Genomic DNA, 22,818 nt, shown 5'->3' with positions numbered 1-22,818 from the left:
ACCAACTTTATCTTTTAACGGGTTACTGAAAAATTCATTTTTACACAGCCTCGCAAACGCGCGCGAGCTGGGGCTTTCTTAATTCAACTGGACTAACCATCTTATTCGGTTCTGATGGTCGGCCTCATAGCCGGCCGAGGCCTAGAAACTTTCTTCTTGATAAGAAAGTTTCCAAAGAATCAAGGCTACGCAGCTTTAGCTAAAAGATTCTAAAAAGACTATCTGCAATTCAAGACGTTTCGCTTCGCTCCACTTCTCCGAATTGCTTTACCTCATCACTTATCCACTTAACTACATGTCTTTTTACAATCTTTCTTTACGCTAAAGCTGCTAAGGCCGGTCCTTGCAACCTTTAGTGTAAGAAATCAAGATGACAAGTATTTAACCATGAAAAATTTCAAGTGCTCCGATTCAGCCTAGGATAGTTCGCTGTGCTTCCGGATGTATACGCAAACACTGCGAAAAAAACCGTGAGCTATGAGGTCAACCATCCGTTGATAACAAATAATCCTATCATTAATGCAATACTATTCAATATTCCCGTAAGGAACCTTGGCCAATTCAGGCCAGTGCGGTATGACTGAAGGCGAATTGGACGCAGTTCCGTCGGGAATATTCGGTCCGCCTGACCGCGGAAGGCAAAACTTCCATATTATACTGAACTTAATTTCCTGGTCCAAAGACCTCTACTTCATTTGCAATTGAAAGTGACCACTTCGCTAATTACTTTCAATTACAAAGATTATTGATTTAGTAAAGCAATAATTCGCAATGGCGCACCGCTTCCTCCTCCAATTTTCATTGGTAATGCTATTACAGTAAAATCTTTAAAAGGAAGTAAATTCAGGTTGGCTACATTCTCAAATATAGGAACCTCCTCTTTTGTAAGAATAACGTGTGTTTCATACGTTGAGGATTGTCCGAAATCAATACTGGGAGTATCAATTCCTACAGCTTTTATTTTTCGCTCTTTAATCAGCCAATCGGCTGCAGCCGGTGATAGGCCTGGAAAATGCAACAACTGAACACCTTCGGTACCTCTTTTATCTGTACCCATATATTTTGTACGATCGGGCCAAAATTTACCGTAGCCGGTTCGCAAAAGGACAATTACACCTGGTTTTATTTTTCCATTTTTAGCTTCCCAGGCTAGAAAATCTTCTTTGCTGATCAAATAATCAGCATCCTTTAAGCTGGCAACAGAAACATCTATAACAATAGCATCGCCCATTAATTTATCAAGCGAGATTTGATCAACAGTTGACCTATTCGCATAAAAATGTGCAGGTGCATCTAAATGAGTGCCACCATGTTCGGCTGCACAAAAGGTATTTGCCTCATAGTGATATCCTTTTTCTGTTTCCCCTTTAAAGCCCACGGTAAGTTGAAAGCCATTTTCGGTGGGCCAGTAAATAGTTTCTTTGTTGAAAGAGTAGGTTAAATCGATAATTTTCTTGCCTGATACTTGGGCGAAAATTGACTCAGGTTGAGCGAATAGCAATATAAAAGCTATAAAGACCCATGCATAATTTTTCATTTTTATTGAATTAGTATTCAATAAATTACAAAAAAGAGGCTTTCCGAAAAGAATAGCCTCTATAATTATTGTTGGGTTGGAAAAATACAAAGAGTTATAAAACTCAATCCAGTATTTCGCACGCGTTGCAAACGCGCGAGCTGGTTTATAAATTTTCATTTAAGAGTGCAATAATCTCATCCTTCAGTTCTGTTTCACTGGGGCTTTTGGCATCATCCTCGCGAACTCGTCCCTGTTTATCCAATAAAACATAATGTGGGATGCCAGAAATTTGAAACCTCGCGGCCAAAGCATTGTAATCATTATTGTTTAGCAGGTAATGTTCGCCTTCAATTTTGAGTTCGGCTATGTTAGATTTCCAAACATTTTCCTCCGATTGAACACCAAGATAAAGGAACACCACATCTTTTCCTTTAAGTTCATCGTGCAGTTTCTTTGACTTGGGCATTTCAGCTTTACAGGGGCCGCACCAGGTAGCCCAAAAATCGACGTAAATAACTTTGCCTTTATATTTCTCAATAATCTTTTGAAAGGTGCTGTCTGCAGAATTAGCTGATGTAGTAGTGTTATTAGCTTGTGCGGGTAATTTAAAGCTGTTGATCTTATCTAACTCACGCTGGTATTCTGTCATGACTTTTTGTTTGATTTTTTCATCCGATACCAGTTTTTGAAATACGGTTATTTGACTAGTTATTGCACTGTGTTTATTTTTTATGTTTTTGTAAACATAGTTTGCAAACAAAATATTACGCAAGTAGCCCTCGCTTTTGGAAGCTATATAATCAAAATCGTTTAGGGTTTTAAGCAGCTCGGAATTTCTTTCCAAAACTTTTTTTAGAATTAGGGTGTCATTGCCAGCATAATCGGCTGAACCGTTAGGCTGCTTATTAAAATTATGTAACACACTTTTTTCTTCATCTGTAATGTTCGTATCGTACGAGATTACGCTTTCAATTAGAGAATCGATTGGGAACGAATGATAAGTTCTTCGGGATTTTATGTAATTATTGTATTCATGGATGTATTTGCCATATACCAAGCTACTAATGGTAGCATCCGGATTGTTTAAGGAAAAACGGTCAAAAAAGTCAAAATAATCAGCCTCTAAACTAAACATAGGTTGATGTATCCAATCATAACGCATCAAATCATCAGCACATTGGTATTCTATAAAATATGTAGCCCATCTTTTAAATAAATCAGTGGTTTTGTTTTTTTTAACAAAGCTATTTAACAAGTTGATATCTTCTTTTAATAAGCTATATCGGTAATTTTTAAAAGCAGTTGCAGAGCTGTCGCGTTGATAGCTTGTTAAAATATCATTTATGGATTTATTGTTAACTTCTTTTGAATCAAGGTACTGATTCAAAAAAATATTTAGAACGCTATTCGTTTTGGCCTCTCCACCCGTAAATTCTAAAGAATGGCTTATATCATCAGCATCCATTGAAATTACCAGTTTTTCTCCCGGCGATACTAATAACCCAATTGGTCGTTCCTTAAAAATAAAGAAAATGTCTTGCGGTATGTCAATTGGCAACTTAATGGTAAAGGATCCATCGGGTTGAATGAGGACGTTGTACACCAACTGTTCATCAAAAACAATGTCCTGCTTAAAGAACTTAATACTGTTATTCTCTATTAAATACTTTTCAACGTTTTTTATTTTCCCCGAAATGGTAATACTGTCTTGCGCAAAGACGGCTATGGGTAGCAATAATCCTAGGCTTAGAAGAATTAAAAGGTATTGTTTTTTCATTTGAGTTTGGTACAAAAGAGTTATTTCTTAATACGTCAGAAAAAGAATTTCATCCATTACTTCAGCTTCACAATTGAAATCCCATCTCCTCCTCTATCCGGGTGTTCATCTTCAACCGAATCAACGCCGGTATATTTTTTCAGGTAATCCCGGATGAGCTTTCTTAAAATACCGTCGCCGCGGCCGTGGATAATTCGTAAGGAGCTCATGCCCATCATCAATGCTCGATCTAGGTATTTCTCAATCTCGTACAGGGTTTCTTCACCTCGCATTCCCCTTACATCAATTTCAGGGTTAAAGGAGGTTCGCTGCTGAATCTGATACTCGGCATATGAACTGGTTTTGTTCTGCTTCTGCTGATCTTTATTCTGGATCTTCGCCAATCGGTTTAACTTTACAACCGACATTAATTCCCCAATTGCAATCACAGCATTCGATTTATTCAACTCAATTACCTTACCTGTTGCATCTGTGTCCATCAGTTTCACCCAGTCACCAATTGCCAGTGGCTCAGCTTCTTTTTTGCTAACTGGTTTTTCAGGCTTCGATTGAAGTTTTTGCTGCTCATTGTTTAGTTTCTCACGGGCTTGCTTGGTTTTTTCCTTATCAGCCTTGGCATTTTTAATTTCAGCAATGGTGTTCTCTACCAGTTTATTAGCTCCGCGAATAATATCCTGCGCCTGGAGCTTGGCATCGTTTACCAGTTTTTTGCGGTTCTCGTCATAATACTCCTTCAGCTTTTTATTTTCTTCAAGAAGTTCATTCAATCGTTTCTGACGTTTTTCAATCTCCACCTTGGTATCATAAACCTGTTTCTTCTCACGCTCAAGGTCCACCAATAAAGTATCTACCTTTTTCTGCTGATCGCCAATTTTAATCTTAGCCAGTTTTAAAACCTGCTCCGGCAAGCCTATTTTCTGAGCTATTTCAAAAGCATACGAACTACCAGGTTTTCCCAATTGCAGCACATACATCGGTTGCATATGCTCGTTATCAAACAGCATGGAGGCATTTTCAAGCCCATCGGTATTGTTTGCAAACAGTTTTAAGTTTGAATAGTGAGTGGTAATAACGCCTTTAACTTTCTTTTGATTTAGCACCTGCAAAACCGCTTCGGCAATCGGACCACCAAATTGTGGATCGGTACCTGTACCAAACTCATCTATCATTACCAGCGTATGAAAATTGGCCATCTCCACAAAATATTTCATTTTGGTAAGATGGGCACTATAAGTACTTAAATCACTTTCAATCGACTGATCATCGCCAATATCCACCAATATTCGTCTGAAAATACCCACCTCCGAAAAGTCATCAGCTGGTATTAACATGCCAGCTTGCAACATTAACTGAAGCAAACCCACTGTTTTCATACAAACAGATTTACCTCCGGCATTAGGTCCTGAAACTAAAACAATACGACCGCGGTCATCAATTTTAATATTTAAGGGAACTACTGTTTGTCCACTTTGCTTAAAATTCAGGTGTAAAAGTGGGTGGCGGGCATTGCTAAGCTTTAGTGCTGGCTCATTTTTCAGAATGGGCATGCTTGCATCCAGCTTGATGGCTAGTGATGCTTTTGCCCTAATAAAATCGATCTTGGTTAAAAGACTATGGTATGAGCTTAATAATGGCGAATAAGGACGAACCTCATTGGTTAAGGCGGTAAGTATTTTTACAATTTCACGGCGCTTCTCAAATTCAAGGTCACGAACTTTGTTATTCAGTTCAAAAACTTCCGCCGGTTCCAAGTAAATAGTTTGGCCGGTGGCCGATTCATCATGAATAAAGCCTTTCATTTTTCGTTTATGCTCAGCTAAAACCGGAATTACGAGGCGTCCATCCCGAATAGTCAAACTTCCATCCGCGCTCCAGCCTTCTTTTATCGCATTGCGGAAAATTACATCCAATCTCCTTCTCGACTCACTTTCGGCCGAGGCAATCTCGCGGATTACTTTTTGAAGCTCAGGTGAAGCATTTGGTCGCATTTTCCCTTTCGGGTCGATAATCGCATCAATGCTTTTCAGAATTTTTTGCTCAACCACCAAACCTTCGAACAAGGTTTGCAAATGGGGGTACTTCTCCTCACGTTCTTTGAAATACCTGATGGTTTGAAAAACCGTGGTCAATACCAGGGTTAATGAATAAAAGTCTTCTTCAGAAAGAAAAGTACCTTCCACCCTGATTTTATTTACCAGGTATTGTATATCTAAGAAGTTAGACGATGGAAACGGCGTATCGTTAACTAATATTTCTTTGAATTCGGAGGTTTGTGAAAGCAACTTTTTCAGCAATTCGAAATTGGTAATGAATTGCATTTTATCAACAAGGTTTTTGCCCATTGAACTTAAACATTCATGGCGCAATAACTCTTTTATTTCACTGAAGCCTAACTTATCTCCTACGTTTTCGGGGTATAACACGTTTATTTTATAATTTAACCGGACTCTTCCTCACATCAAAATGCAATCGCTTTCGAACAGAGTCTCTTGCTTTTAAAACTGAATCTCTTTTTAATTTATCCTTCTGCAGATTCTTCTTGATCAGAGTAGAATCCATTGTAGGCCTATTTGCAATGGATAGCTTGCTTTGTCTTTTTTGCAAACTGTCGATCATCTCTTCATACATCTGATCCATCATCTCGGGATTTGAAAGATAATACTCCATGCTTGTTCTTAACTGGGCCGTATCAATGTTATATTTTTTAAAAATAAACAGATAAGAAGCTTTAGTAACACTTTTAGCCGAATCGTCTTTAACGATCCGATAGGATCTCGACTCAATTAAATGCATATCCGTCAGAATATTTTTCATTTTATCCCGAGGAATTAGATTAGCAGGCTTATCATTTTTGGTACATCCACTCAAAGTTACAATCAATGCAACTGCACTTATTAACAGGTGTTTAGCTATTCTCAATTTGTTGATGCTTCTTTTTAAATCATTTCTCACTCTATCTATCGTTATAAATGTTGTTGAACATGCTCTTTTCATATTGTAAATTTGCAAACCATCGAAAAGGCTGTTTGGTTTTCTCTTATAAGCCTTTCGTTTAACAATCCGTAAAATTATACATTAATGAGCATCTCTGCCAATATCAACGACTTTAAAAAACAACTAGGACCTGTAAAGGTTAAATTAATCGCTGTTTCAAAAACACAACCCATTGAAAAAGTGAAAGAAGCATATGATGCAGGCCATAGAATTTTTGGTGAAAATCAGGTTCAGGAAATGGTTGAAAAGCACGAAGCGCTTCCTAAAGACATTGAATGGCACCTTATTGGACATCTGCAAACTAATAAAGTAAAATATATCGCTCCCTTTGTTAATCTGATCCATTCAGTTGACAGCATGAAGTTGCTACAGGAAATCAACAAGCAAGCTTTAAAGAACAACCGTGTTATTGATTGTTTACTGCAAGTATATATTGCTGATGAAGAAACTAAATTCGGTTTAGGCTACGACGAAGCAATTGAACTTTTACGGTCAGAAGAGTTTTCGCAGCTTGGCAATGTACGAATTGTTGGTGTTATGGGAATTGCGACCAATACCAATAGCCAAAAACAGATCAAAGAAGAGTTTTATGAGCTTGCTACCTTCTTTACTGGCCTAAAAACAGCTTTCTTCAGAAAGAATCCAGCCTTTAAGGAAATTTCCATGGGCATGTCTGGTGATTACCTTGTCGCTATTGAACAAGGCAGTACAATGATCCGTGTTGGAAGTGCCATTTTTGGTGAAAGAAGCAGGAAACCGTAGGGAGTAGACAGTACTCGGTCAGCAGTCAACAGTATGCAGTAGACAGTACTCAGTCGGCAGTCGGCAGTATGCTGTTCTAATTGCTAAAACCTAATTCCTAATCGCTAACAGCTAATAACTAATTGCTAAAAGCTAACAACCATGTCAATAAATATTAGAGACGCCAGAAAAGAAGATTGTCCGCGCCTTTTAGAACTAATCAAAGAGCTGGCTATTTATGAGAAAGCACCGGATGAAGTAACCGTTACACTGGAGCATTTTGAGGAAACCGGTTTTGGCGAAAGTCCTGTTTGGAAAGCGTTTGTAGCCGAAAAAGATGGTTATGTGGTAGGTTTCGCGTTGTATTATGTAAGATACTCAACCTGGAAAGGCTCACGCATGTACCTGGAAGATATATTAGTTACCGAAGAAATGCGGGGTGCCGGAATAGGTAAATTACTATTCGACCGCTTAATTGTTGAAGCTAAAGAAAAGAAATTTAATGGTATGGTTTGGCAGGTTTTGGAATGGAACGAGCCGGCTATCAATTTTTATAAAAAATACAATGCTGCTTTTGATGCCGAATGGATAAATTGCAGCATTGAAATTACTAATAACTAATAACCTAATAGCTAACAGCTAATAACTATTAACCAACATAAATGCAAATATTCAAGTTTGGTGGTGCCTCAGTAAAAGATGCCAATGGAGTAAAGAATCTCGCAAAAATTGTTAAAGAATACGGCCCTAAAGAGTTGCTGATCGTTGTTTCGGCAATGGGTAAAACTACAAATGCCCTGGAAGACCTAACCAAAGCATTCTTCAATCGTAGTGAAGATGTGCATGAGATCTTTGATCAAATCAAAAAATACCATTTCGATATTATTGACGGGCTTTTTGAAGGATCAGAAATCCAGGTTGCTCATGATGAAGTTTCAAACACCTTTGTTGAAATTGATTGGATCATAGAAGATGAGCCGCATGATGATTATGATTTTGTTTACGACCAGATTGTTTCGATTGGAGAACTGGTTTCAACAAAAATTGTTGCGCATTATTTGAATACTCAACAGCCAACCAAATGGATCGATGCCCGTAGTTATATTCAAACAGACAACACCTATCGTGAAGGAAAAGTTGACTGGGATTTATCTTCCAATTTGATTAAAAATGAGCTTTCAGGTATTCTAAATGGATCGATAATAGTAACTCAGGGCTTTATCGGCAGTACCTCTGAAAACTTTACCACCACCTTAGGCCGTGAGGGTTCGGATTATAGCGCAGCCATTTTTGCATACAGCCTTGACGCTGAACGGATGACCATTTGGAAAGATGTTCCGGGTGTTTTAAACGCGGATCCTAAGTGGTTCGACGATACGCAAAAGCTTGATCAATTATCCTATCTCGATGCTATTGAGCTGGCTTATTATGGAGCAACAGTAATTCACCCTAAAACTATTAAGCCGCTTCAAAACAAGCAGATTCCGCTGTATGTTCAGTCGTTTTTAAAACCAGAAGAAAGCGGAACTGTGATCAGCAATGAATCGGCAAAAAAGATTATACCGTCCTTTATTTTTAAAGTAAAACAGGTACTTATATCCATTTCTCCAACCGACTTTTCATTTATTGTTGAAGAAAACTTAAGTGATATTTTTGAGCTGTTTCATGATCATGGCGTTAAAATTAATACCATGCATAATTCGGCCATTAGCTTTTCAGTGAGTGTTGATTTTGATGAGCGTAAAACACCTGCTTTGATTGATAGCCTGAAAAAAACATTTAAGGTGCGATACAATGATAACCTGGAATTGATCACCATCAGGCACTATAACCAGGAAACCATTGACCGTGTTCTAGTGGATAAGGACATTTTGCTGGAAGTACGTAGCAGACACACCATACAAATGGTGGTGAAAGATTTAAGTAAGTAAAAAGCAAACACAAATTCCACTAATTTACCCGAATTAATTTGTGCCAATTAGTGGAATTCGTATTCAAAAACAATAAAAATCTACACCTACGTAAGAAATAATCATATAGGTCAAATTAAGATCCCTTTTAGATGACTTGCCAATCTTGAACTTATATTTATCTTAATTGCAGTAAATGGAATTTACATGCACTCAGGGTGGATGAAAGAACTAGTTGTGTGCCATTTGTAAAACTAACGTATAGACAAATTGACAGGACAATATTTTACCAAAAACAATATGCAAGAAGAAGTACAGAAACACACTCAAAAAATTTACAAAACTGTAAAAAATTCAGAACACACATTGGGAGAGAAAGTGAAAGAAATCATTATAGAAGTATTCATAATCGTTTTTGCAGTAACACTTTCAATATGGCTACACAGTTGGAGTGAACATAATCATCAACAAGAAGAAGTTGCTGTTTTCCTTGGTAATTTAAAGAATGATTTACAAAATGACATAAAAAATCTGAACATAGAAAAGCAAGGATACGTAGAGTCAAACATGGGCTATGAAAAAATTTTAGCTCTAACGCCTCTCCAACTTGACAGCATTTATAAGTCTAAAAACAAGGTTAGTTTTCCAATTTATTCACATGGACAAGTAATGAATATTGGTAACTATGAAGGTTTCAAGTCAAGTGGTAAAATTGGCTACATTGAAAACGAAAAATTAAAACAGAAAATCTTAAATTATTACCAAATATCTGTACCGTCAATTAGCGAAGTTGATAAAATGTATAATAATTTTCTGTTTAAGTGTTTTGACAAAATGATAGAAAATGCAGATAAATCCGAAGAAAAACTCTATTCAGACCCAAAATTTAAAAAGACAGTCGAATTTGTTATCAAACTAGGTAAGAATAATATAAGGGTTTATGATCAAAATGTAAAACCAATGGCAATTGAGCTTATTAAAGAAATTGAAAAAGAGATGAATAAATAAATATGATTAGAATATATTTATTCCTGACTTTTTTATCTCTAAATACAGTATTGTTTGGTCAAGGGCTACCAAAGGAAGATACTAAAACCCTTTTAGATAAAAGATCAGAGACGATAGAATCAATCATTAATGAAATAAACCATAACTGGAATTAAGCTTTCATTCGGCATTAACCCATTAATTCGCATCGAAGTTCGGACAGAAATTATTGAGTTAGATCTCATTCCAATGCCTATTGATTGGATCAATGGGCTTTAGTTTGCATTCTGTTCGATCAATATAATCCGATTCCCCTTGTTGTTGGAAAAATTTAGCGTAACGCTCTTCCTTTAAAACAGCTATTTTTGAAATGTTTATAAGCATCTTGAAATGAAAAAGCTATTTGAATTTGAATTAACCAACCCTTCGGATGTGAGCATCGTTCCATTAATTGAAGAACTTTCCCAAAACTTGAAAAGCAGATTTGATAGTGATGGGAAAAATTCATTTCAGCATTGGGAAGAAAATAATTCAAAATTTATTTTTATCGGTTTAAAATTAAATAACGAATATATTGGGTGTGGAGCAATAAGACCAATAAGTGAGCATATTGGCGAAGTGAAGCGAATGTATTCAAAATATAAATCTATAGGGATTGGCTCCACTGTTTTAGCTATTCTCCAAGACGAAGCCAAAAAAGCAGGTTATGAACAGCTTTGTTTAGAAACAAGAGAAAAAAACATAGAAGCATGCAATTTTTATCAAAAACATGGCTTCGTAAGGATAAAAAACTATGGACAATATAAAGACAAGCCCCAACCAGCTTGTTTTGGAAAAGCAATTTAAGCGTTTACCAAACAAAACATTTGACAACACTAAGTCAATTAGTAATCCAGCGTACCAAAAACACCTTTCTTATAATCTTCGATAGCTTGAAGCGTTTCTTCCGCCGTATTCATTACAAAATTATCTTTAGCAGCTACAGGTTCATCGATTGGTTCAGCAGATAAAATCAGGATTTGTGAATCTTCATTTGCTGCTAATGTTATCTCATCCCCTTCCTTTTCAAATACAATCAGGTTGTGCTCCGCTACAGCTTCTGTATCATTTATAGTCACCGAGCCATGAGCAATGTAAATTAAGGCCCAATAACCTTCCGTAACAGGAATATCTATCAACTTCCCTTTAGCCACCTCTCCCACAATTGAAATAACTGGCGTAAACGATCGTTTCATTCCACCGGTTTTTCCTTCAAACTCACCAGAAGCTAACCTCAACCTAACACCATCCTGCTTTAAAACTTCAGGTAATTCAGTTTTTCGTGCATACTGATAAAAAGGAACATCCCATTTGTTAGCCTTAGGCACATTTACCCAAATTTGAAGCAGCTCATACACCCCTCCTTTTTGAATAAACTCTTTGGTTGGTCCTTCACTGTGCAAGAGCCCTTTACCGGCAAACATCCATTGCACATCTCCAGCTTCCACAATCATATCATGCCCGGCATTATCCTTATGGTATCCCTGACCTTGCAACATAAAAGTAACCGGAGCAAAACCTCTGTGTGGATGTGGATGAATTCTAAACTCTTGCGAACCGGGCAAAATAGTTTGTGGCCGCAAATGATGAAGAACGATGAAAGGATTCGCGAAACGAAAATCTTTGTGAGGCAGGGGCTGTAATACTACCTCTGTGTCGGTAATATTTTTCTCCCGGCCCAAAAGTATATGGGCGATATTCTTTTTCATGGTTTTGCTGGATTTTATAAACAACAAAGTTCGGTTAAAGATCAACCGAACTTTGCTTAACATTTATTTAATTGAGCCGAATTTACCGGCATTGAAATCATCAATTGCCTGAACGATCTCTTCTTTGGTATTCATCACAAATGGCCCATAGCTTACAATCGGTTCATTGATTGGTTCTCCGCTTAATACCAAGGCGTAACTGTCTTCCTCGGCTTTCAGCTTAATTGTTTCCCCTTCATGCTTAAACAATACGAAATCTTTATGTTTAAGCAATTGTTCATCATTAAGGGTGAAGCTGCCTTTGGTAATTAGAATCATCGTATTATACGAAGCCGGAATATCGAAACTTACTTCAGCTCCTGCAACCATTCTTAGGTCGTACATTTCTATAGGAGTAAATGTGCTGGCAGCACCTTTAACACCTTTAAAATTCCCGGCTATAATTCGGTTTACACTTCCTTTATCATCAATTTTATAAACACTGATATTCTCATTGGTGATTGCCTGGTACTTTGGAGCACTCATTTTGTCTTTGGCCGGCAAGTTCACCCAGATTTGAATGAAGTGCTGAATTCCTCCTTTTTCGGCAAAGGCCTGCGATTGAAACTCATCATGCATTACTCCTGATGCGGCAGTCATCCATTGAACATCATCAGCGCTTATCATTCCGCCTCCCCCTGAAGAATCACGGTGCTCAATTTGCCCTTCATAAGCGATGCTTACCGTTTCAAACCCTCTATGTGGGTGTTCTCCAACACCTCTCCTATATTCTGAAGGCGGAAAATTATACGGCACGTTATAATCCAACATGATGAATGGATTGGCCAGCTGGGCAATATTAGCCGGACCAGGAATATAATTTGATACCCGGAAACCGTCTCCTACCATATGAGGAGACGCTCCGCTGAGTATTTGTTTTATTTGTTTTGTTGACATTTTATAATCCTCTTTTTTACTGATTACCAAAATCAGTTTATTGTTAATACTTACACCTAACGTCTATTTACTTAGCCTGATTATGCTTCCACAACTTCAGCTAATTGAATTTCCGCAGAAAGTTTTACTTCATCACCTACCAACACGCCGCCGGTTTCTAATGCTGCATTCCAGTTTAAGCCGAAATCTTTTCTGTCAACTTTACCTTGAATGCTAAAGCCGGCCTTTTTATTGCCCCAAGGATCTTTTCCCGAACCACCGAATTCAACTTTTAGCTTAACAGGCTTAGTTACATCTTTTATAGTCAGGTTACCGATAAGTTCATATTCTTCATCATCAACTTTATTGAAACTAGTTGACACGAAAGTTAATTTAGGGTAAGTCGCTGCGTCAAAAAAGTCAGGCGATTTTAAATGATCATCCCGCTGCGTAGTACCGGTTGAAATTGAATTGATATCAGCACTGAAAGAAATATTGGCTTGTTGAAAGTCATCACCCACCGTTTCTACGTTCACATCAAACTGACCAAAATTTCCGGTTACATTGCTAACCATCATGTGTTTAACTTTGAATTGAATTTCGCTGTGCGAAGGGTCAAGAGCCCATTTTGAAGTTGCCATATAGTTTGAATTTAGATATTACTTATGTTGAAAATAATTGTTTAAACATCTATTTGGGTAAAAAAATTATCCCCTTAATTTATCCAATAAATCGCTAAGATGCTCTGCATCTTGTTTAGTTAATCTATTTTTTAATGAATTGAAGAAAGTCTGAAACGGAATATCGATTGCCTCTAAAAGTTTTAATCCGTCATCGGTTATATTGATATCCATTTTTCTTCTGTTATGTTCACAAAGCCGACGATCAATCAAGCCCTTGGTCACCAATTTATCCAATAATCGGGTTACATCGTTTCCTTTATCAAGCATTACATTCTTTATCTCGCCCGGTGAAACCGCTTGAGGATGCTTACCCCTAACAATTCTTAATATATTGAAATGCTGTGGCAGGATATCGTATTGCTTAAAATGCTCACTTTGCAAATCACGCAACCAGTTATTGGTAAACACTAAATTGATGATTGCCTTCTGATAGCTATCTTCAAATTTCTCCTGTAATATTTCCTGTTCAATTTTCACAATACAAATATAGTAAAAACAATATTTGTTGCAACAAATATAAATGTAAAAAAATCATCACATAGTAAGAATGTAGGCCCAAAGAAATTCATTAACTTAATCACACAAAGCGAATTAAGTAGAATTAACATGCAAATAGCCATTATTTCGGGCAGTGCCCGCCCCGACCGCCAGTCGCATAAAGTTGCTTTAGAAATTGAAAGCAGAATAAAAAAAAGTGTGGGAATTACAACTCAACTATTAGATGTAAAAGAATATCAATTACCACTATTGGATTATACTTACCGAACCCACCCTGCTCCTTCAGAGAAAATGACGCTCTTTCATGATCACTTGCTACAATCTCAGGGAATTTTAGTGGTGTCGCCCGAACATAACAGCAGTTTTGCTGGAGCGTTAAAGAATACGATGGATTATTATCTCGACGAATATTCGAAAAAGCCGTTTGGAATTGCAGTAGTCTCTGCAGGTATGCTGGGAGGCATTAATGCTGCCAGAGAGCTTCAACACTATTGCATTCGCCTGAACGGAATAGTCTCTCCCTCCTTTCTGATTACCCCCAAAGTTCAAACGTTATTCGATCAGGATGGAAATCTGATCGACGAGTCATATGGTGAACGCATTGAAAAGTTTTTGGATGAATATTTATGGCTTTTTAACAAACTAAATAATTAGTAATTAACTGTTTATCAGCAACAATCAATAAATAAAGGATAAATCCCTCCTCTTCATTATTTCTTCATTACCCTTCATTTATTTTGAGCTTTCATCAACTCGAAATAGTATGTCTGAATTTAAACGTCAGGTATTTCAGACCTCAAACACTAAACGTTGGAAACGCTTCTTGTGGGTCATTAGGTTACTCCTATTCTTCTTTATTATACTCGGAATTACTTTCGGAATTGCGTTATGGCGAAGCTCAGGCACCACATTACCTAAGCTTAGTAATAAGAACCTTGCCTATAAGAAAATTCTTAACCCTGATGATCCCATCATGTTTCGGAATGCCCAAAATCAATCGTTCGAGAAACTAAGAGCCAGACTTTACCATTCGAAACCTCGGGAAATAAAGATGCATTCGCATCACAACAGCTCACCACAGCAGCCAATGGCAATTAGAGCTGCCTATTATGTGAACTGGGATGCGCAATCATTTGCTTCACTTAAAAACCATTTTGATCAAATGAATATGATCATGCCAGAATGGTTCTTTATCACCGACACTTCTGATGTTGTTCAGACTAATATTGACGATGCAGCTCTCGAGTTAATGAAAAGGCATAAGGTTTCCATTGTGCCGATGATCTCTAATTTCAGTAATGAAAAGTGGAACGGTGCCAATGTTCACCGAATCATCAGTTCTCCTGAAAAAAGACACCAATTCATCTCAAGCGTAATTATTGCCTTGAATAAATACAAATTTCAGGGAGTAAATCTTGATCTGGAAGAGTTGACTGAAACTTCTGATGAAAACTTAAAAGAATTCCAAAAAGAAATTTACACAGCTCTTCATGCGAAAGGCTTTTTAGTAACCCAGGATATTGCGCCAAACAATGAAGATTATAATCCGAAAACGGTAAGTGCTTACAATGATTATGTATGCTTAATGGCTTACGACCAGCATTATTCAACCAGTAAACCGGGACCAATTGCGCAAGAGCATTGGATTGAAACAGTGATTGATCAAACTACGCAACAGATTCCGGAGGAAAAAATCATCTTGTGTTTGGCCGCCTACGGTTATGATTGGGCAAAAGACAGTGAAGGCGAGGATATTACTTACCAGGAAGCATTAACTACTGCCGCTGAATCGGATGGTAAGATCAAATACAATAATGATGATTACAATCTTTCCTACACTTATGCCGATGATGCAGACGTTGAGCATCAGGTTTTTTTTGCCGACGCAGCAACAGATTTTAACACGATGATTACTGCCCGTGATGCCCATCTTGCAGGAGTTTCTCTTTGGAGATTGGGTTCCGAAGATCCACGGGTCTGGTCGTTTTACAAAAAAGATTTGTATGACCCTAAAGTTCAGTTATTTGATCAACAGCAAATGCAAAACCTTAAAGGAGGAACGGATGTCGATTATCTTGGGGAAGGTGAAGTGTTGGACATTTTAAGTAGTCCACAGGATGGACGTATCAACGTCACCTTTGATCAGAAAAACAACCTGATTACCGAACAACAGTATGAAAAGCTTCCAACTTCGTATGTGGTTAAAAAATTCGGGATCGGTAAAAAGCAAATACTGCTCACTTTCGATGACGGACCTGATGAACATTACACCCCTGCGATACTGAATATTCTAAACAAGGAAAATGTTCCGGCTTCCTTTTTCATGATCGGTGAAAACGCCGAAAATAATATCCCATTGGTAAAACAGATTTATAAAGATGGTTATGAAATAGGCAATCATACGTTTACTCACCCCAACCTGGCATTAATAACTCCGGAACGCCAGCGCTTAGAACTCAACGCTACCCGCCGACTGATCGAATGCATTACCGGTCATTCAACGGTTTTATTTCGCCCGCCATTTAACGCCGATGCTGAACCACAAAGCTTTGCTGAAATTGAGCCGGTGGCCATGAGCAAAAAAGATCATTACATAACGATTGGTGAATCTATTGATCCTCGCGACTGGGAAAAAGATGTTTCTGCGGATAGTATTTATCAACGTGTAATAGACCAGCAGAACTTAGGCAGCATCATTTTACTGCATGATGCCGGAGGCGATCGTAGTGCTACCATTGAAGCACTTCCACGCATTATCCATTACTTTAAAAACAAAGGTTATTCATTTATAACTATTGCTGATTTACTGGGTAAGAAAAGAGGCGATCTGATGCCGGCTTTAGGGAATTCAAAAGACAGAATGCTTTCAGACATGAATTATTTGCTGGCAATGAGTATGTTCTATTTCCAACATGCAATCGAAGCCCTATTTATCATGGGTATTATTCTTTCAATTGTAAGGATGTTAAGCATTGGCATACTGGCTTATATGCAAAAGAAAAAGAAAATTATCGACAGTAGGCAAACTCCTGGTGTAAGCATTATTGTTCCCGCATATAATGAAGAGGTGAACGCTGTAAAAACTATTACCAATCTTCTTAACATCAGTTATCCTGAATTTGAAGTGATTTTTGTTGATGATGGTTCAAAAGACAATACATATGCTATGGTTGATAGTCATTTTAGCAATAATGCAAAGGTTACTGTATTAACAAAGCCTAATGGGGGTAAAGCATCGGCCTTAAACTTTGGTATTGCTCAGGCAAATTATGATTATGTGGTTTGTATTGATGCCGACACCCTATTAAAATCAGACGCCGTAACAGAACTGATGAAAAAATTTAGTACTGAGGATGTGGTTGGGGTTGCCGGAAATGTAAAGGTTGGTAATGAATTTAATCTGCTTACACAATGGCAGTCGATTGAATATTTGACCGCACAAAACTTCGATCGCCGGGCCTTCGACTTGTTGAATTGTATTACGGTTATTCCAGGTGCCAATGGTGCCTTTAAGAAATCAGCACTCGTTGAAGCAGGAATGTTTACGAACGATACATTAGCCGAAGATTGTGATTTAACTATTCGTTTGTTAAAAAACGGAGGAAGGATTGTTTATGCGCCTAAAGCTATTGCCGTTACAGAAGCTCCGGAAACTTTTAAAATGTTTATGAAACAACGTTTCCGTTGGACCTTTGGAATCATGCAGTCGTTTTGGAAACATCGGAACGTTTGCTTTAATGCTAACTATAAAACATTGGGAATGGTAGCAATGCCTAATTTGTTGATATTTCAGTTATTAATGCCATTGATTTCACCACTTGCCGACCTGTTAATGCTTTATGCCTTATTTAGCGGTGGTGCAACTTATGTTTTTGGTTATTATTTAGTATTTATTCTGATCGATGCTTTAGGTGCTGCTATTGCGTGTTCATTTGAAAAAGAACCCATTTACAAACTCTGGTTATTAATTCCTCAGCGATTCGTTTATCGTCAATTATTGTACGTGGTGTTAATAAAAGCATTGCTGAATGCAATGAAAGGAGAACTGATGAGCTGGGGAGTCTTAAAACGAAGCGGAAGTGTAGAGCTAACTACTTAGTTATTGGTTAAAAGTTATTGAAAAACAATGGTTCATAAAAGTCTTCCTAAGGAAGACTTTATTGTTTAAACAAAACAAGGAGGTCCACTACCTGTTTCAAAACGTTAGGATACCTGATTGGAAAAAGATTTTATTTATTTTCAGTGCCCATTCGTTTCAACCATAAATAGAATACCCAAATGGAAGTGAAAACGAAGATAATCCCGAAAATCGATAGATAATTCCTCAAAAACTCATGGAAACAAACACCGACAATCAAATAAATAGAACCAACACAAACTTTCAACAAGCCCAACTCAATGTTAGACCAACTTGTTTTCTTTTGAAAGAAATTCATATTCAATTTTACTACTTAAAGTTTACTACTTGCTCTTTTAATTTTCCATTAAAAGAAATTGCCCTACCCATTTCCTCCACCGAATATAGAACATCCTACCTAGTTAGTTGTTAAAGGTTATTGTAAATAATCTATAATCGTTTCACTAACTTAATTGCATATCTACTAACTTCATTACTTTATGGAAAAAAGAAAATTAGGAAGATCTGATTTGGAGTTTTTGCCATTGGCTTTTGGTGGCAATGTTTTTGGCTGGACAATTGACCAACCAACCTCATTTGAACTGCTAGATGCCTTTGTTGATAATGGCTTTACCTTTGTTGATACCGCCGATGTATATTCAAATTGGAAACCCGGTAATAGCGGTGGTGAATCAGAGATTATTATTGGCAACTGGCTCAAACGACGTGGGAACCGTGATCAACTCCTTATTGCCACTAAAGTAGGTTCGGCAATGGTAAGAGGCGGAGCTAAAAATCTTTCTAAAAAATACATTCTTAAAGCCGTTGAAGATTCACTAAAACGACTTCAAACCGACTATATCGATCTTTACCAATCCCATTACGACGACCTGACAAGGACAGTTGAAGAACCTTTGGAGGCCTATGCTCAGTTAATTAAAGAAGGTAAAGTAAGATTCATTGGTGCATCCAATTTTAGCGCAGAACGATTACAGAAAGCTTTAAGCGCCAGCCAAAGAGATGGTTTGCCCCGTTACGAAAGCCTGCAACCGCTTTACAACTTATATGATCGTGCTGATTTTGAAACCGACTTACAAGCATTAACTGTAAAAGAAGAAGTCGGGGTTATCCCCTATTATTCATTGGCAAGCGGATTTTTAAGCGGTAAATATCGCACAGAAGCTGACCTTGGCCAAAGTGCCCGTGGCGCAGGAATTCAGAAATACCTGAATGAAAAGGGCTTTACCCTATTAAAAGCCCTCGATGATGTTGCCGAAGATTATAAAACTACACCAACACAAATATCAATAGCCTGGCTTTTGGCACAAGAAGGTATCACCGCTCCTATTGCCAGCGCCACAAAAATCAGTCAGCTAAATGAACTTATGGAGGCTATTAAGATTAAACTCGACGAAAAATCAATTGCACACTTAACCAATGCCATCAAAAAAGAGGCTTAAAACCGGATTAAAATGGCTGTTTTAAATTTATTTTAAAATTTATTTAACTGAGGGTGAACAAAATAGGCCTTTATAGGTCAACAGACACTAAAAAAGATTTGCCAGTATGACCTGAATTTGTACTTTTGCCTTCGGAAAGTTGGCAGAGTGGTCGAATGCGGCGGTCTTGAAAACCGTTGACTGTAACAGGTCCGGGGGTTCGAATCCCTCACTTTCCGCGGAACAACAAAAGCGGTTATCTGAACAGATAATCGCTTTTTTTATTTTACAGCATTTACTATTATATACTAATTAGCTCTCTTTAATTGAGCTGTTCTAACGAATAATCTTAATTAGATAAGTCGTTTCTAAATACGCTATCTTTTATGCCGAATAAGCCATCTTATTATACTTATTTCGGTATTCGATAGGCGCCAAACCTGTAATCTTCTTAAAAATGGTTCTGAAAGCCTTCGAATCATTATAACCCACATCAAACATTACTTCATTGATATTTTTACCACTGTTTTCGAAGCTACGTTTGGCTGCCTCAATTTTCACCCGCTGGTGGTATTCCAACGGACTATTGCCGGTGGCTTTTATAAAACGTCGATCGAAATTACGGCGACTTATTGCCAAATCGTTCGCCATAAGCTCAAAAGATATTTTATCCCTAAAATGATTTTCAATGGTAAGCTGGGCCTTTTTCACCGCCTCATCATTATGATCCTTCTGTCCGGTAAAAATGGTAAAAGCCGACTGTGAATCTCTATCAATATCAATCTGAAACACTTTTGAACAATAAATAGCGGTTTGCCGGTCGAAGTATTTCTCGATGAGGTACAGCATCAGGTTGAGGAAAGAAAAAGCTCCCCCATTGGTATAAATTCCATGTTCGTCGGTAATCAGTTTTTCACTCAACAAATTTATTTTAGGGTATTGCTTTTTGAAAACATCCGCTGCGATCCAATGGGTCGAGCAGCTTTTACCGTCTAACAAACCGGTTTCGGCCAAAAGAAATGCTCCTGTACAAATACTGGCCATCTCTGCTCCCATTTTATATTGCTGATACAACCATTCAATAACAGCCCTGTTGAGCTTAATAGTGCGTTCATAATTATGATCAAGCGAAGGAATAATGATCAAGTCCGCCTTTTTTACGTCCTCAATATTCAACTCGGGCTTTATCGTAAACAAGCCATCATCGCATTCAACCTTCTCCGAAACCCCGGCAAGCTGAATTGCAAACACCTCTTTATGTCCCGAGTTTTTATAATAATCATTAGCTCGTTTTAAAATTTTATGAGCTCCCGCAATACTGCTTAAATTATTATTACCATCTGGCACCAAAATTATCAGTCTTTTCATACCTAAATATACAAAGAGCATGTGTCCAAATCCACCCTTTAAATCGTCTATTTTACATCCCTTATCCTACTCACTCGTTAAAAAAATCTCCAAACTATTGCGAAACCAAATGGTTGCATGTATATTTGAAACTGAATGGTTTCATAATTATTTAAAAGATGAGAAGAGATATATTTCAGGCAATAGCTGACCCTACCCGAAGAACCATTATCGCCCTGATTGCTTTACAGGCAATGACCCCAAACGCTTTGGCCGACCATTTTGACACCACACGCCAGGCTATTTCAAAGCATCTTAAAATCTTAACCGAATGCCAGCTTATTAGTCAGCAGCAAGCGGGAAGAGAGATTTATTATCGTCTGGAGGTTTCGAAAATGAAAGAGATAGATAGCTAGCTGGAACAGTTCAGAAAAATTTGGGAAGATCGATTCAATGAACTCGACAATATATTATCAACTATTAAATCTGATGAAAAATGAAAACCGTATTAACATTTGATTTTTCTGTAGACAAGGAAAACAAAACCATTAACGTAAAGAGAGAATTTGCAGCTCCATTGTCTAGAGTATGGGCAGCCTGGACGCAAAGCGAACTGCTCGATAAATGGTGGGCACCAAAACCTTATCGGGCAAAAACCAAAACTATGGACTTCCGAGAAGGTGGATGTTGGCTTTATGCAATGGTCAGTCCCGATAATGAAGAATTCTGGTGTCGTGCCGATTTTCATAAAATTATTCCACTAAAAAGCTACGCCGGATTAGATGCATTTTGTGATGCGGCAGGAACTATCAACCAGGACTTTCCACAGTCATTTTGGACTAACTTATTTACCGACCATAACGAAACCACTATGGTAAACATTGTTATTAAATATGATCAATTAGAAGATCTCGAAAAGATCATAGAAATGGGATTCAAAGAAGGATTTACCGCCGGATTAGAAAATCTGGATGCATTGTTAGCTGAAAGTTCCAACTAAAATCGGCCATTAAGACAACGGTTATTTACCGTAATTCTATATAGACTAAAAGCACAAAACCCTTGTAAATTGGCTTTATAAGGGTTTTGTGCTTTTATATGCAACTGAACTATTTAATGAAAAGTACCCTGAAAAAGCCTTAACCTCTTCATTGGATAAATTCCTTAAAAGATTTTTGAATGGAAATGTTTTAGAATCGGGTGGATTATATGATTGACATAACGAACTTAGGAGCAAAATAACCTGTGATTTAAGCGGGTCATTAACCAACTTACCTAAAACAGAAAGACAAAAGTGACCATAAAGAAACTTCATTACCTATCGGGGCTGACAATTGCAGTTTTTGTCGGGCTACATTTATTCAACCATGTTGGTAGCATTTTCGGTGCAGATAATCACATTCAAATTATGCACTCATTGCGAATTATTTATCGCAACATTTTCATTGAGTCCATTTTACTACTTGCTGTACTCATTCAGATATTTTCAGGACTTAAATTATTTAACGCGAACAGGAAAACAGCATTTTCAAATTTTGAAAAATTGCATATATGGACAGGGCTATATTTAGCTATTTTCTTCATTATACATTTAAGCGCAATTTTAACCGGGCGGCTTTTCCTGCATCTCGATACTAACTTTTACTATGGTGTAGCCGGAATAAATTCGTTTCCTTTTAACTTGTTTTTTATTCCTTACTATGGACTTGCCATTATTTCTTTCTTTGGACACATTGCGTCCATTCATAGCAAAAAAATGAGTAAAGATATGGTTGGCTTGAGCCCACAAGAACAATCAAAAGCAATTTTGCTTTTTGGTATTTGCTTGACTTTTATAATATTTTATGGATTAACAAACCACTTTGTAGGAGTTAAAATTCCGACAGAATACAACGTATTAATTGGCAAATAAAACAAACACACGCATCAGTAACTGTAACACAGCTATTATTTTAAAGGCCCCTAAAAGTTGATTTTACAACTTTTAAGAGCCCACCTTGCGCGAGATTTGCAACATATACGAACCACAGGTTCATTTTTGTAACCCAAAATAGCAACCCAACCAATAAAGTCCAGCTCGCGCGCGTTTGCGAGGCTGTGTAAAAATGAATTTTTCAGTAACCCGTTAAAAGATAAAGTTGGT

General features: G+C 37.5%; 20 protein-coding genes and 1 tRNA gene. 12 read left to right on the top strand and 9 right to left on the bottom strand.

What is annotated here, in order from left to right; translation table 11 throughout:
* Positions 1-742: 742 nt before the first annotated feature.
* The 4 genes from NF867_RS02445 to NF867_RS02430 form a co-directional block, all read right to left on the bottom strand.
* Complete coding sequence (locus tag NF867_RS02445; RefSeq protein ID WP_252585954.1) at positions 743-1,537, bottom strand: cyclase family protein; 795 nt, start codon at positions 1,535-1,537, stop codon at positions 743-745.
* Positions 1,538-1,682: 145 nt separating this feature from the next.
* Positions 1,683-3,296 carry a TlpA family protein disulfide reductase gene (locus tag NF867_RS02440; protein ID WP_252585953.1) on the bottom strand — a complete coding sequence of 538 codons (1,614 nt, stop codon included), beginning with the start codon at positions 3,294-3,296 and terminating at the stop codon, positions 1,683-1,685.
* Between the two features lie 56 nt (positions 3,297-3,352).
* On the bottom strand, positions 3,353-5,719 hold the full coding sequence (locus tag NF867_RS02435) for an endonuclease MutS2 (RefSeq protein WP_252585951.1): 2,367 nt from the start codon (positions 5,717-5,719) through the stop codon (positions 3,353-3,355).
* A 7-nt stretch (positions 5,720-5,726) separates the two neighbouring features.
* Positions 5,727-6,290: a DUF4296 domain-containing protein gene (locus NF867_RS02430; protein WP_252585950.1), complete on the bottom strand. Its 564-nt coding sequence runs from the start codon at positions 6,288-6,290 to the stop codon at positions 5,727-5,729.
* Positions 6,291-6,374: 84 nt separating this feature from the next.
* Between NF867_RS02430 and NF867_RS02425 the strand changes: the two genes are divergently transcribed.
* The 5 genes from NF867_RS02425 (at position 6,375) to NF867_RS02405 (ending at position 10,774) form a co-directional block, all read left to right on the top strand.
* Entirely contained in the window at positions 6,375-7,052 is a 678-nt protein-coding gene (locus NF867_RS02425) for a YggS family pyridoxal phosphate-dependent enzyme (RefSeq protein ID WP_252585949.1), read from the top strand.
* 141 nt (positions 7,053-7,193) lie between these two features.
* A complete protein-coding gene (locus NF867_RS02420) occupies positions 7,194-7,652 on the top strand; it encodes a GNAT family N-acetyltransferase (RefSeq protein WP_252585948.1) in 459 nt (152 codons plus the stop codon).
* Positions 7,653-7,693: 41 nt separating this feature from the next.
* Positions 7,694-8,962 carry an aspartate kinase gene (locus NF867_RS02415; protein ID WP_252585947.1) on the top strand — a complete coding sequence of 423 codons (1,269 nt, stop codon included), beginning with the start codon at positions 7,694-7,696 and terminating at the stop codon, positions 8,960-8,962.
* 279 nt (positions 8,963-9,241) lie between these two features.
* Entirely contained in the window at positions 9,242-9,949 is a 708-nt protein-coding gene (locus NF867_RS02410) for a DUF6090 family protein (protein WP_252585945.1), read from the top strand.
* Positions 9,950-10,318: 369 nt separating this feature from the next.
* Entirely contained in the window at positions 10,319-10,774 is a 456-nt protein-coding gene (locus tag NF867_RS02405; RefSeq protein WP_252585944.1) for a GNAT family N-acetyltransferase, read from the top strand.
* Positions 10,775-10,812: 38 nt separating this feature from the next.
* Here NF867_RS02405 and NF867_RS02400 read toward each other — a convergent pair whose 3' ends face one another.
* The 4 genes from NF867_RS02400 to NF867_RS02385 form a co-directional block, all read right to left on the bottom strand.
* The gene (locus NF867_RS02400) at positions 10,813-11,676 is read right to left on the bottom strand and encodes a pirin family protein (RefSeq protein WP_252585943.1); all 864 of its coding nucleotides are present in this window, start codon (positions 11,674-11,676) and stop codon (positions 10,813-10,815) included.
* Between the two features lie 63 nt (positions 11,677-11,739).
* On the bottom strand, positions 11,740-12,612 hold the full coding sequence (locus tag NF867_RS02395; protein ID WP_252585942.1) for a pirin family protein: 873 nt from the start codon (positions 12,610-12,612) through the stop codon (positions 11,740-11,742).
* 80 nt (positions 12,613-12,692) lie between these two features.
* Positions 12,693-13,232, bottom strand: a complete 540-nt coding sequence (locus tag NF867_RS02390) for a YceI family protein (protein WP_252585941.1) — start codon at positions 13,230-13,232, stop codon at positions 12,693-12,695.
* A gap of 66 nt (positions 13,233-13,298) precedes the next feature.
* Positions 13,299-13,751, bottom strand: a complete 453-nt coding sequence (locus NF867_RS02385; RefSeq protein ID WP_252585940.1) for a MarR family winged helix-turn-helix transcriptional regulator — start codon at positions 13,749-13,751, stop codon at positions 13,299-13,301.
* 129 nt (positions 13,752-13,880) lie between these two features.
* Here NF867_RS02385 and NF867_RS02380 point away from each other — a divergent pair, with 129 nt between their 5' ends.
* The 4 genes from NF867_RS02380 to NF867_RS02365 all read left to right on the top strand — a co-directional run bounded on the left by NF867_RS02380 (position 13,881) and on the right by NF867_RS02365 (position 19,567).
* Positions 13,881-14,426: an NADPH-dependent FMN reductase gene (locus NF867_RS02380; RefSeq protein ID WP_252585939.1), complete on the top strand. Its 546-nt coding sequence runs from the start codon at positions 13,881-13,883 to the stop codon at positions 14,424-14,426.
* Between the two features lie 109 nt (positions 14,427-14,535).
* Positions 14,536-17,871, top strand: coding sequence for a trifunctional glycoside hydrolase family 18/polysaccharide deacetylase/glycosyltransferase family 2 protein (locus NF867_RS02375; protein ID WP_252585938.1), 3,336 nt, complete (start codon positions 14,536-14,538; stop codon positions 17,869-17,871).
* A 518-nt stretch (positions 17,872-18,389) separates the two neighbouring features.
* Positions 18,390-19,349 (top strand): aldo/keto reductase, encoded by a 960-nt coding sequence (locus tag NF867_RS02370; protein WP_252585937.1) that lies wholly within the window; start codon positions 18,390-18,392, stop codon positions 19,347-19,349.
* A 133-nt stretch (positions 19,350-19,482) separates the two neighbouring features.
* Positions 19,483-19,567, top strand: a tRNA-Ser gene (locus NF867_RS02365).
* Between the two features lie 145 nt (positions 19,568-19,712).
* Here the strand turns inward: NF867_RS02365 and NF867_RS02360 are convergent.
* On the bottom strand, positions 19,713-20,696 hold the full coding sequence (locus tag NF867_RS02360; protein WP_252585936.1) for a GlxA family transcriptional regulator: 984 nt from the start codon (positions 20,694-20,696) through the stop codon (positions 19,713-19,715).
* 158 nt (positions 20,697-20,854) lie between these two features.
* Between NF867_RS02360 and NF867_RS02355 the strand changes: the two genes are divergently transcribed.
* The 3 genes from NF867_RS02355 (at position 20,855) to NF867_RS02345 (ending at position 22,587) form a co-directional block, all read left to right on the top strand.
* Positions 20,855-21,091: an ArsR/SmtB family transcription factor gene (locus NF867_RS02355; protein WP_341870023.1), complete on the top strand. Its 237-nt coding sequence runs from the start codon at positions 20,855-20,857 to the stop codon at positions 21,089-21,091.
* A gap of 80 nt (positions 21,092-21,171) precedes the next feature.
* Entirely contained in the window at positions 21,172-21,675 is a 504-nt protein-coding gene (locus NF867_RS02350) for an SRPBCC family protein (protein WP_252585935.1), read from the top strand.
* Positions 21,676-21,969: 294 nt separating this feature from the next.
* Positions 21,970-22,587 (top strand): succinate dehydrogenase/fumarate reductase transmembrane subunit, encoded by a 618-nt coding sequence (locus NF867_RS02345; RefSeq protein ID WP_252585934.1) that lies wholly within the window; start codon positions 21,970-21,972, stop codon positions 22,585-22,587.
* Positions 22,588-22,818 lie beyond the last annotated feature (231 nt).

The organism is Solitalea agri (assembly GCF_023914155.1).
GTDB lineage: Bacteria > Bacteroidota > Bacteroidia > Sphingobacteriales > Sphingobacteriaceae > Solitalea > Solitalea agri.
The sequence above is the reverse complement of the archived record's forward strand: the minus strand, read 5'-3'. Positions and strand labels throughout refer to the sequence as shown.

Coding starts and splice junctions, on each gene's coding strand:
- NF867_RS02445 (WP_252585954.1), bottom strand. CDS start 1,537: ATGAAAAATTATGCATGGGTCTTTATAGCTTTTATATTGCTATTCGCT.
- NF867_RS02440 (WP_252585953.1), bottom strand. CDS start 3,296: ATGAAAAAACAATACCTTTTAATTCTTCTAAGCCTAGGATTATTGCTA.
- NF867_RS02430 (WP_252585950.1), bottom strand. CDS start 6,290: ATGAAAAGAGCATGTTCAACAACATTTATAACGATAGATAGAGTGAGA.
- NF867_RS02425 (WP_252585949.1), top strand. CDS start 6,375: ATGAGCATCTCTGCCAATATCAACGACTTTAAAAAACAACTAGGACCT.
- NF867_RS02420 (WP_252585948.1), top strand. CDS start 7,194: ATGTCAATAAATATTAGAGACGCCAGAAAAGAAGATTGTCCGCGCCTT.
- NF867_RS02415 (WP_252585947.1), top strand. CDS start 7,694: ATGCAAATATTCAAGTTTGGTGGTGCCTCAGTAAAAGATGCCAATGGA.
- NF867_RS02410 (WP_252585945.1), top strand. CDS start 9,242: ATGCAAGAAGAAGTACAGAAACACACTCAAAAAATTTACAAAACTGTA.
- NF867_RS02405 (WP_252585944.1), top strand. CDS start 10,319: ATGAAAAAGCTATTTGAATTTGAATTAACCAACCCTTCGGATGTGAGC.
- NF867_RS02400 (WP_252585943.1), bottom strand. CDS start 11,676: ATGAAAAAGAATATCGCCCATATACTTTTGGGCCGGGAGAAAAATATT.
- NF867_RS02395 (WP_252585942.1), bottom strand. CDS start 12,612: ATGTCAACAAAACAAATAAAACAAATACTCAGCGGAGCGTCTCCTCAT.
- NF867_RS02390 (WP_252585941.1), bottom strand. CDS start 13,232: ATGGCAACTTCAAAATGGGCTCTTGACCCTTCGCACAGCGAAATTCAA.
- NF867_RS02380 (WP_252585939.1), top strand. CDS start 13,881: ATGCAAATAGCCATTATTTCGGGCAGTGCCCGCCCCGACCGCCAGTCG.
- NF867_RS02375 (WP_252585938.1), top strand. CDS start 14,536: ATGTCTGAATTTAAACGTCAGGTATTTCAGACCTCAAACACTAAACGT.
- NF867_RS02370 (WP_252585937.1), top strand. CDS start 18,390: ATGGAAAAAAGAAAATTAGGAAGATCTGATTTGGAGTTTTTGCCATTG.
- NF867_RS02360 (WP_252585936.1), bottom strand. CDS start 20,696: ATGAAAAGACTGATAATTTTGGTGCCAGATGGTAATAATAATTTAAGC.
- NF867_RS02355 (WP_341870023.1), top strand. CDS start 20,855: ATGAGAAGAGATATATTTCAGGCAATAGCTGACCCTACCCGAAGAACC.
- NF867_RS02350 (WP_252585935.1), top strand. CDS start 21,172: ATGAAAACCGTATTAACATTTGATTTTTCTGTAGACAAGGAAAACAAA.